The following is a 9,833-nucleotide window of genomic DNA, read 5'->3' as shown; positions in this document are numbered from 1 at the left end:
GTAGACGGTGTCTTCAGTAGTAGGGGGGATAGTCGGCCGGGCTGGACGTGGAGGGCTTCACCCGGTAGGTCTTCAGCACCTGACTCATGATCGTGTGGAACAGCGGAGCGGCAGCTGCCGACGAAGTAATGGTAGTCGGGTATCCGAGGTTGACCGAAACGACGTACTGCGGATCGTCCACCGGGGCGACGCCCATCACCGACACGTAGTACGAGGGCAGATAGCCGCCCTTCCCGTCCGGCTGCTGGGCCGTCCCGGTCTTCGCGGCGACGCGGTAGCCGGGGATCTGCAGCTGCTTCTTGAGCTCGCCCGAGGTGACCACCGACTCCATCATCCCGAGGGTGGTGGCGGCCGCCTGAGGCGACACCACCTGGGTCGGCTTCGTCGTCGGGACGTCGGTCACGCTGCCGTCCGGGTGCTGGCATCCCTCGACCATCGAGAGCGGGATGCGGGTGCCGCCGTTGGCGAGCGCCTGGTACGCGTCGACCATCTGCAGCTGGGTCGCCGACACGCCCTGGCCGAACATCGTCGCGTACTTGGTCTGGTCGTCCCAGTCCTTGACCGGGTGCAGGATGCCGTCCGACTGGCCGGGGTAGGGCAGGCCCGTGGACTCGCCGATCCCGAACTTCTTCAGGTAGTCGTAGCGCGTCTGGTCGGCGAGTCGACTGCCCAGCTGGGACATGCCGGTGTTGGAGGACATCATGAGGACGCCCGTGAGCGTCAACCGGAGAGGATCGTGGTAACCGGAGTCGTGCAGGTCGGCGCCGTTGCCGGACTTCCACTCGTACGGTGCGAGAACCGGAGTCGTGGGCGTCGCCTTGCCCTGGTCGATGAGCATGGATGCGGTCAGCGCCTTGAAGGTCGATCCCGGCTCGTACGGGTCGCTGAACAGCTTGAGCCCCCAGTACGACGGATCGGTGCCGTTGATGTTGTTGGGATCGAGCGCGGGCCACTGCGCGATGGCCTTGATCTTGCCGGTCTTCGCCTCCGCGACGGTGACGAAGCCGAACTTCGAGCCGGTCGCGGCCACCTGCTGGGCCAGCGTCTGCTCGGCGAACCACTGCAGGTCGCTGTCGATGGTCAGCTTCAGCGTGCCGCCGTCCTTCGCCTCCTTCTGCACCACAGTGCTGCCCGGGATGGCGACGCCATCCGCACCGCGCTGATAGGTCTCCTCGCCGTTCTCGCCGGCCAGGCAGCCGTTCTCGCTCGCTTCCAGTCCCGCATTGCCGCCGTCCGACAGGAAGCCGACGAGGTTCCCGGCGACCGCTCCGTCCGGATAGCTCCTCGCCTGCTTCTTCGTGAACGTCAGCCACGGGTACGGCAGCTTGTCGAGCTTGTCGAAGGTGCCGACATCCATCCCGGACTTGATCAGGACATACTGCGACTTCGGGTTCTGCTTGAGCGCTCCGTCGATCAGTCCGAGCACGGCGTCGCCGCCCTGGCCGGTGATCGCACCGATCGCCGCCGCCGCCTTCACGAGTTTGTCCCGCCCGCCGGCGATCGCATCCTTGGGCGAGGCCGCCGCCGCATACGTGTAGACGGTGGTGGCGAGGATGGACCCGTTCGCGTCGACGATGTCACCGCGGTTGCCCAGCAGGGAGGTCGAGACCTCCTTGGCCTTCATCGAGTCCGCCTGCAGGGCGTCCGCCCGGATCACTTGGATGTCGACGAGCTTGGCCCCGAGGATGCCGACGGCCGCCGCGACGGCGAGGACCGTCGCAGCGGTCCGCCGCCGCAGCATCTTCTTGCCGACCATGCGCACGCCCCGTCCGTCGTCAGTGCGTCACCGGGGTCGGCAACGCTCCCTCCAACGGTACGGGCCCCGTGGTGGCGGCCGGGGTAGCGGCACCCGGACCTGTGGAATTCACAGGCTGCCCGCCCGGGGCCGTCGCCGGTGTCTTCGGCTGGGTCACAAGCGGGACTCCGGCCAGGAGCGCATTGGGCACGAGGTTGCCCTGGGCGCCCGTCACCGTGCCGGCCGCGCCGTCCGCCGGAAGCGGCGCGCCGAGCACGGCCCCGTCCGAGAGCCGGAGGTACGCGGGGCTGCTGTTGCTGACCATCCCGAGGGCATTGGCGTTGGCGGCAAGGTTCTGCGGGGACGACACCCGGTTGAGGTCCTCCGACACGGCTTGATACGACCGCTGGAGCTGCGCCTGCTTCGCCTGCAGGGTGTTCAGCTGGTAGGCGCCCTGCGAGATCCCGATGCTGAGGAGCAGCTGCGCCACCACGACGGTGAGCAGCGTCCCGACCGCGACGGCCGCGTACAGAGTGCGCGGCCGGGCCCTCCGCTGGGAGCGGGTGGACACCACTTCGAGGTGGGTGCGCTTGGGCTCCTCCACCGGTGCCGGGAGGGCCCCGCCATGCCACAGCGCCGCCGGACGCTTGCGCGTGGGCTGCGAGATCGCTTCTGCCAGGTTGGTGCTCACGAGCCCCTCCTCATCTCATCCGTGTCGTGGTGTCGGCGGTGTTCGCGGGTCGTACCCGCTCGGCGGCGCGCAACCGCACCGATGTCGCGCGAGGGTTGGCCGCCTTCTCGTCCTCGTCGGCCAGTTCCGCGCCGCGGATGAGCAGCTTCAGCTCCGGACGGTGCTCCGGCAGCTCGACCGGAAGGCCCGCCGGGGCGCTCGAGACGGAGCGGGCCTGGAGCTCGCGCTTCACGATGCGGTCCTCCAGCGACTGGTAGGACTCCACGACGATGCGGCCGCCGACGGAGAGCGCGTCGATCGCCGCGGGGATCGCCCGCTGCAGAACGGACAGCTCCTGGTTCACCTCGATCCGCAGCGCCTGGAAGACCCGCTTCGCCGGGTGGCCCTGCCGCTGGACCGCCACGGGGGTGGCCTTGGTGATCAGGTCGACGAGCTGGCCCGACCGCTCCAGCGGCTGCTTCTCGCGGGCCTCCACGATGCGGGAGGCGTATCGACCGGCCAGCCGCTCCTCCCCGTACTCGCGGAAGATCCGGCGCAGGTCGGCCTCGGAGTACTCGGCGAGCACGGTGGCGGCGGTCAGTTCGCTGGTGGAGTCCATCCGCATGTCGAGCGGGGCGTCCTTCGAATACGAGAAGCCGCGCTCCACCCGGTCGAGCTGGAGGGAGGAGACGCCGAGGTCGAAGAGCACGCCGTCGATCCGGAGGAAGCCCAGCCCCTCGATCGCCTCCCGGATGCCGTCGTAGACGGTGTGGACGAGGTGGACGCGGTCGCCGAAGCGCTGGAGGCGCTCCCCCGCTATCGCCAGGGCCTCGGGATCGCGGTCGAGCCCGACCAGGGTGGCCTCGGGAAAGCGTTCGAGGACTCCGGCGGAGTGACCGCCCATCCCGAGGGTGGCGTCGACGAAGACAGCGCCGGGCTTCGCCAGAGCGGGGCCGAGCAGCTCGATGCAGCGCTCGAGGAGGACGGGGGTGTGGATGCGGTCGTTTCCGGTGGAGTCGGTCATGGCTGTTCGGGACGGTCGCTGTGCCCCTGATTCCGGATCCCCATCCATCCCGACCTGACACCGGGGAAGTGGCGTCAGGGCGTATGGCTGGGAGTCGGGCGTCAGGGACGCCGCGGTCAGAAGAGTCCCGGGATCACCTCCTCCTCCGTGTTCGCGAATGCTGCCTCCTGCTCGGCCAGGTAGGTCTCCCAGGCCTGTGCGTCCCAGATCTCCGCGCGGCTTCCCGCGCCGATCACGACCAGGTCGCGATCGAGTCCTGCATACGAGCGCAGCGCCGACGGGATGGTCACCCGGTTCTGCTTGTCCGGGACCTCGGCGCTCGCCCCCGAGAGGAAGACGCGCAGGTAGTCGCGGGCCTGCTTGCTCGTCACCGGCGCCTGACGGATCTTCTCGTGCAGCGCTTCGAACTCACGCTGCGAGAAGACGTAGACGCAGTGCTCCTGGCCGCGGGTGAGGACGAGGCCGGACGCGAGCTCGTCCCGGAACTTGGCCGGAAGGATGATGCGCCCCTTCTCGTCGAGTTTCGGGGCGTGCGTACCGAGGAACATCGGCTGCCACCCCCACTCTCCCGGCCCAGGTTGCGGTGTTGCTCCACTTTACTCCACTTCCATCCACAAAGTCATGCACCCTGACCAAATTGCCCCGAAATGGGGACGCTGAAGCCCGGAATACCGCGGAAGTACGGGGTGGAGGGAAATGGAGGGCCCGGGATGGAAAGAGGGCATGAAAAAAGGGCCGATCATTCGATCGGCCCTTCGATGGAAGAACTGTGGAGCAGGGTGGAGGGGTTAGCCCTCTCCGCCGCCTTCGTTGCGCTTGTCCCAGCGATCGTTCATGCGGTCCATGAAGCCGGCCTGAGCCCCGCGCGCCTTCGCGCCCTTCGGCTCCGCCGTGCCCGGCTCGACGGCCACGCGCTTGCCCGGCGCGACGGCGACGAGGACCCCGGCGAACATCACCACGAAGCCCACGATGCCGACGACCGGCTGCTGGAAGTAGACGCCGGCCACCAGGACGGCCACACCGACGACGGCGAGCAGGATCCCGAGGACGATCGAACGGTAGGCAGGCCGAGCCCGCTTGCCCCCGACCTTCGCGACGAAATCTGCGTCATTCTGATAGAGACTGCGCTCCATCTCTTCGAGGAGGCGCTGCTCGTGTTCCGAAAGCGGCATCCGATTCCCCCTCTTTCTCGCGGGTTCGAGGCTTCAGTGAAGCCGATTGTAGCCTTGCGGGTCTGGCTAGGCTAGGCGTGTGTCTGAAAGCATCCGGTTCGTCGATCTCATCCAGTCCAGAATCGATGGATTCTTCGATACGCCTGCTTCCATTCTCGTCTCCATCGCCGATGAGCTCTCTCCCGTCGCGGCTTTCTCAAGGGATTTTCTCAGCGGCGGCAAGCGATTCCGGGCCCTTTTCTGCTTCTGGGGCTGGCAGGCCGTCCGGACGGCGGGAGGCGGCGAGGACGACGGCGCCGGTCCGGGGGCGATCACGGCCGGCGGCGCGCTGGATGCCGTGGTCTCGGTCGCCAGCGCGCTCGAACTGTTCCACGCCGCCGCACTGGTCCACGACGACCTGATCGACAACTCCGACACGCGCCGCGGGGCGCCGTCCGCGCACAAGCGGTTCGAGCGGCTCCACGACCGGGAGGGGTGGGGCGGATCGGGCGCGAGCTTCGGCACCGGAGCCGCCACTCTGCTCGGCGACCTGCTCCTCATCCTCAGCGACGAACTGTTCGACGAGGGCCTCACCCAGCTCGTCAGTGCACCCGCCCGGCGCGCCGCCCGCGCCGAGTTCAACCGGATGCGGCTGGATGTGACCGCCGGCCAGTACCTCGACATCTTCGAGGAGATCGGCTGGGCCGGCCGCCCGGACGCCGACCAGCTGGCGCGCGCGGAGCGGGTGATCGTCTACAAGTCGGCCAAATACTCCATCGAGTCGCCGTTGCTCATCGGAGGGAGCCTCGCCGGAGCCACCGTCGGCCAGCACGAGGCGCTGCGCGCGTTCGGGCTCCCGCTCGGCATCGCGTACCAGCTGCGGGACGACCTCCTCGGCGTCTTCGGCGACGCGGACGTGACCGGCAAGCCGAGCGGCGACGATCTCCGCGAGGGGAAGCGGACGGTGCTGATCGCGCTCACCCGGCAGGCCATCCCCTCGGGGGCGCGTGCCGCCCTCGACGAGTTGCTCGGCGACCCCGGCCTCACGCCGGAGCAGATCCGGACCCTGCAGCTGACCATCCGGGAGTCGGGCGCGGTGGAGACGGTGGAGAAGATGATCGCGGACAACGTCGCGCGCGCGATCGCCGCGCTCGACGCGGCGCCGCTCGGCGCGGCCGCCCGCGCGCAGCTGCGCGACCTCGCGGTCACGGTCACGCGGCGTACCGCCTGAACGGCCTGCTCGCCCTACTCGCCTGACGGCCTGCCGTCCTGCTCGCCTGACCGGCCTGCTCGCCCGAGGACGGGAGTCTAGGCGAGCGCCTGCGCGACCCGGCGGACCTCCGCCTTGCGGCCGGCACGTAGCGCCTCGATCGGCGAGGTGCCGAGGCTCTCCTCCTCGGCGAGGAGCCAGTCGACGGCCTCGTCGTCGCTGAACCCGTCGTCCGCCAGGACGATCAGGGTGCCGTGCAGTTCGCTCAGCGGCTCGCCGTCCTTCAGGAAGGACGCCGGGACTTTCAGGATGCCGTCGACGCGCTTGGCGCCGAGGTGACGGTCCTCGATGAGCCGGCGGACCCGGCTCACGCTCAGGCCCAACTGCTCGACGAGGTCGGGGACGGTCAACCACTCGGTGGTCTGGACGTTCTCGCTCACCCCTCCAGCGTGCCACGAGATCGGGGGGAGCGAACGCCACTCCGATTGTTACGATCAGGTAAACTGCTGTCACATCAGCCACTTCTGTTGACTCCTCTTGCCTTCTGTGCCAGCGTGGGGTGTCGTCGTGTCACTCGAAAAGGGGGGTCACCATGGCTCTGGCAGATACCGGCAAGGTCCGCAGCATCCTGGGAACCGTCCCGATCGCCGTGGCGAGCTCGCTCGCGGTCACCCTCAATCTCGTCACGCCGGCCCAGGCCGCGCCGCGCGAAGACCACGCGTCGGGCCATGACGGAGACACCGGAGAGGTCACTCCGCTCGAGCGGGCCACGGTGACCAGCACGATCGCCGGGGCGGCGCAGACCTCCGCGGCGAGCACCAGCGTCGCGGCCGCGCCGTCCACCTACCGCGTCCGGTCGGGCGACACGGTCTCGGGCATCGCCGCCCGATTCGGCCTGTCGACCGCGGCCGTGCTCGCGCTCAACGGGCTCAGCTGGAAGAGCCTCATCTTCCCCGGGCAGGTGCTCGCCCTCGCCGGCCCCGTACACGCCGCGCCTGCTCCCGCAGCACCTGCTCCGGCTGTGCCCGCTCCGGCAGCACCCGCGCCCGCTGCGACCACCACGTACACCGTCGTGCGCGGCGACACCGTCAGCGGGATCGCCGGCCGGTTCGGCGTCTCCACCCGCTCGGTCCTCGCCGCCAACGGCCTGAGCGCATCCAGCCTGATCTTCCCCGGTCAGAAGGTCCGCATCCCGGGCATGACCACGGCCGCTCTCGACACTCCCGCAGTGACGCCCGTCGCTGCCGCACCCGTGGCCGCTCCGGCGCCCGTCGCGGCTCCCGCGCCCCTGCCGATCGCGTCTTCCGGGCACGTCGTCGCCCTCACCGACGAGATGCGCGCCAACGCGCAGCTCATCATCCGCATCGGCCGCCAACTCGGCGTCCCGGATTCGGGGATCGTGATCGCCCTCGCCGCGGCGGCACAGGAGTCCGGCCTCCGCAATGTCCGCTATGGTGACCGCGATTCGCTCGGCCTGTTCCAGCAGCGCCCGAGCACCGGATGGGGCACTCCCGAGCAGGTGCTCGACCCGACCCGCGCCACCCTCGCCTTCTACGGCGGCGCCGCGAACCCCAACAAGGGCAAGACCCGGGGGCTCCTCGACATCCCGGGATGGACGAGCATGAGCATCACGCAGGCGGCTCAGGCCGTGCAGCTGTCCGCGTTCCCCGACGCCTACGCCAAGTGGGAGACCTCCGCCCGGGCGTGGCTCGCCCAGCTCGGCTGAGCGCAAATGTCACAGCCGGATCACAGCAGCGGCCTCCGCCGGTGTTTTGCAGGGTTCGCGCATCCCTCATTCCCTAGACTCGATCCGTGACCACGAGCCAGACCGACCCGATGATCGGACGTCTCATCGACGGCCGGTATCAGGTGCGCTCGCGGATCGCCCGCGGAGGCATGGCGACGGTCTACCTGGCCACCGACCTGCGCCTCGAGCGCCGGGTCGCGATCAAGATCATGCACGGCCACCTGGCCGACGACTCCACTTTCAAGAGCCGCTTCGTGCAGGAGGCCCGCTCCGCCGCGCGCCTGGCGCATCCCAACGTCGTCAATGTCTTCGACCAGGGCCAGGACTCCGACATGGCGTACCTCGTCATGGAGTACCTGCCGGGGATCACCCTGCGCGACCTGCTGAAGGACTACGGCAAGCTCACTCCCGAGCAGACGATCGACATCATGGAGGCGGTGCTCTCAGGCCTCGCCGCCGCGCACAAGGCGGGCATCGTCCACCGCGACCTCAAGCCCGAGAACGTGCTGCTCGCCGACGACGGCCGGATCAAGATCGGCGATTTCGGGCTCGCCCGCGCAGCCAGCGCCAACACCGCGACGGGGCAGGCGCTCCTCGGGACCATCGCGTACCTCTCCCCCGAGCTCGTCACCCGCGGCGTCGCGGATGCACGCAGCGACATCTACGCGCTCGGGATCATGATGTACGAGATGCTGACCGGCCAGCAGCCGTTCCTCGGCGAGCAGCCGATGCAGATCGCGTACCAGCACGCCAACGACGCGGTCCCGGCGCCCAGCAGCAAGAATCCGGCGGTGCCGGCCGAGCTCGACGAGCTCGTCCTGTGGGCGACCGAGAAGGATCCGGACCGCCGCCCGCGCGACGCGCGCGAGATGCTCGACCGGCTGCTCGAAGCCGAGAAGTCGCTGCGCGGCGAGGCCGTCCTGCAGCCGACGATGGTGCTGCCGCCCGCCCTCGACCTCGACGCGGGCGACACCCAGATCATCAACCCGGCCATCCGTCAGCAGGTCGCCTCCAGCACTCCCGCCGCGACCGCCACCCTGTCGGCGGCGGCCGAGAAGCGCCGCCGCAAGGGCTGGTGGCTGTTCGCGCTCGTGCTCCTGCTCGCGGGCGCGGCCGCCGGGACGGGCTGGTACTTCGGTGCGGGACCGGGGTCGCTCGTCACCGTGCCGAACGTCGTCAACGCTGCACCGGCCGCCGCGACGGCCCAGCTGCAGAAGCTCGGCTTCAAGACGGCACAGGCTCAGGAGTACAGCACGACGGTGGCCACGGGGATGGTGTCGAGCACCGATCCGCGGGCGGGCATACCCGCCGGGCGCGGCAGCACCGTGACGCTGCGGATCTCGCAGGGGCCGAAGCCCATCACGATCCCCGCACTCGCCGGCAAGACGGTGGATGCGGCGAAGAGCGCCATCACGGGAGCCGGTGCCAAGGTCGGCGCGGTCGCGCAGCAGTTCGATGCGAAGGTGCCCGCGAACACGGTGCTCTCCGCGACGCGCGCCGACAACAATGCCGACATCTCCGGAGGCGGGCCGTATTTCGAGGCCGCGGCGGTCAACCTCGTCGTCTCGGCCGGCTCCATCCCGGATGTCTCGGGCAAATCGGTCGCGGATGCGTCGGCGATCCTCAGCAAGGTGCAGCTGCTCACCTCGGCGGGGCCGCAGAGCTACAGCGACACGATCCCCGAAGGCGACGTCATCGCGGCGCAGCCGCAGCACCAGCCCGTGCGCCCCGGCGACACGCTGCTGCTGGAGACGTCTAAGGGTCCGGAGCCGGTCACGGTGCCGGATGTCGTCGGCAAGACGTGGGATGTCGCCAAGAAGGCGCTCACGGACGCGGGCTTCCAGCTCAAGTACAGCCCCATCGCCGACGTCGCGCCTCCGGCGTTCGTCGTCTCGAAGATCTCCCCCGGCGCCGGCACGCAGCAGGCCAAGGGCTCCACGATCACGGTCAACTTCGCCGGCTTCTAGCGGCATCCCTCCCGTCCCGGTCCCGTCCCGTCCCGGTCCCGTCCCGTCCCGACGTCCCGCTCCGCCCACTCTCCCGCTCGTCAGCCTGGCTCGCGAAAACGGAGGACTTTCGGCCGCCCTGTTCGAGAAACTCCTCCGTTTCCCGCCATATCCCTCCGACCCCGCCACATCCTCCTCCCTTCCCCACCGGCATGGGCTGCGGAACCGGAGGAGTCGCGGCCCCGGCCGGATGTGGGAACGGAGGAGTTCCGGGCGAGGCCTTCGCCGAACGCAGGAAACGGAGGAGCTCCGGGCGAGGTCTTCGCCGAACGCAGGAAACGGAGGAGTTC

At 69.5% G+C, this 9,833-nt stretch carries 9 protein-coding genes; 3 read left to right on the top strand and 6 right to left on the bottom strand.

Going from position 1 to position 9,833, the window contains the following annotated elements; translation table 11 throughout:
• Positions 1 to 13: 13 nt before the first annotated feature.
• The 5 genes from BM287_RS08765 to BM287_RS08745 form a co-directional block, all read right to left on the bottom strand.
• Positions 14 to 1,756 (bottom strand): peptidoglycan D,D-transpeptidase FtsI family protein, encoded by a 1,743-nt coding sequence (locus tag BM287_RS08765; protein ID WP_090038653.1) that lies wholly within the window; start codon positions 1,754 to 1,756, stop codon positions 14 to 16.
• A gap of 19 nt (positions 1,757 to 1,775) precedes the next feature.
• Positions 1,776 to 2,426 (bottom strand): cell division protein FtsL, encoded by a 651-nt coding sequence (locus BM287_RS08760; RefSeq protein WP_090038656.1) that lies wholly within the window; start codon positions 2,424 to 2,426, stop codon positions 1,776 to 1,778.
• A gap of 10 nt (positions 2,427 to 2,436) precedes the next feature.
• Positions 2,437 to 3,429, bottom strand: a complete 993-nt coding sequence (gene rsmH / locus BM287_RS08755; RefSeq protein ID WP_090038658.1) for a 16S rRNA (cytosine(1402)-N(4))-methyltransferase RsmH — start codon at positions 3,427 to 3,429, stop codon at positions 2,437 to 2,439.
• 116 nt (positions 3,430 to 3,545) lie between these two features.
• Entirely contained in the window at positions 3,546 to 3,977 is a 432-nt protein-coding gene (gene mraZ, locus BM287_RS08750) for a division/cell wall cluster transcriptional repressor MraZ (RefSeq protein WP_090038660.1), read from the bottom strand.
• A gap of 240 nt (positions 3,978 to 4,217) precedes the next feature.
• Entirely contained in the window at positions 4,218 to 4,601 is a 384-nt protein-coding gene (locus BM287_RS08745) for a DUF3040 domain-containing protein (RefSeq protein ID WP_090038662.1), read from the bottom strand.
• A gap of 79 nt (positions 4,602 to 4,680) precedes the next feature.
• Between BM287_RS08745 and BM287_RS08740 the strand changes: the two genes are divergently transcribed.
• Positions 4,681 to 5,811: a polyprenyl synthetase family protein gene (locus BM287_RS08740; protein WP_090038665.1), complete on the top strand. Its 1,131-nt coding sequence runs from the start codon at positions 4,681 to 4,683 to the stop codon at positions 5,809 to 5,811.
• A gap of 77 nt (positions 5,812 to 5,888) precedes the next feature.
• Here the strand turns inward: BM287_RS08740 and BM287_RS08735 are convergent, their stop codons facing one another.
• Positions 5,889 to 6,230 (bottom strand): Rv2175c family DNA-binding protein, encoded by a 342-nt coding sequence (locus tag BM287_RS08735; protein WP_090038667.1) that lies wholly within the window; start codon positions 6,228 to 6,230, stop codon positions 5,889 to 5,891.
• Positions 6,231 to 6,382: 152 nt separating this feature from the next.
• Here BM287_RS08735 and BM287_RS08730 point away from each other — a divergent pair, with 152 nt between their 5' ends.
• Positions 6,383 to 7,516 (top strand): LysM peptidoglycan-binding domain-containing protein, encoded by a 1,134-nt coding sequence (locus BM287_RS08730; protein WP_090038669.1) that lies wholly within the window; start codon positions 6,383 to 6,385, stop codon positions 7,514 to 7,516.
• A gap of 86 nt (positions 7,517 to 7,602) precedes the next feature.
• Positions 7,603 to 9,504: a Stk1 family PASTA domain-containing Ser/Thr kinase gene (pknB, locus tag BM287_RS08725; protein ID WP_090038671.1), complete on the top strand. Its 1,902-nt coding sequence runs from the start codon at positions 7,603 to 7,605 to the stop codon at positions 9,502 to 9,504.
• Positions 9,505 to 9,833: the final 329 nt, after the last annotated feature.

The sequence above is a fragment of the Leifsonia sp. CL147 genome (assembly GCF_900114565.1).
In the GTDB taxonomy this organism is placed as follows: Bacteria; Actinomycetota; Actinomycetes; order Actinomycetales; family Microbacteriaceae; genus Leifsonia.
This window is presented reverse-complemented; position numbering and strand designations above follow the sequence as displayed.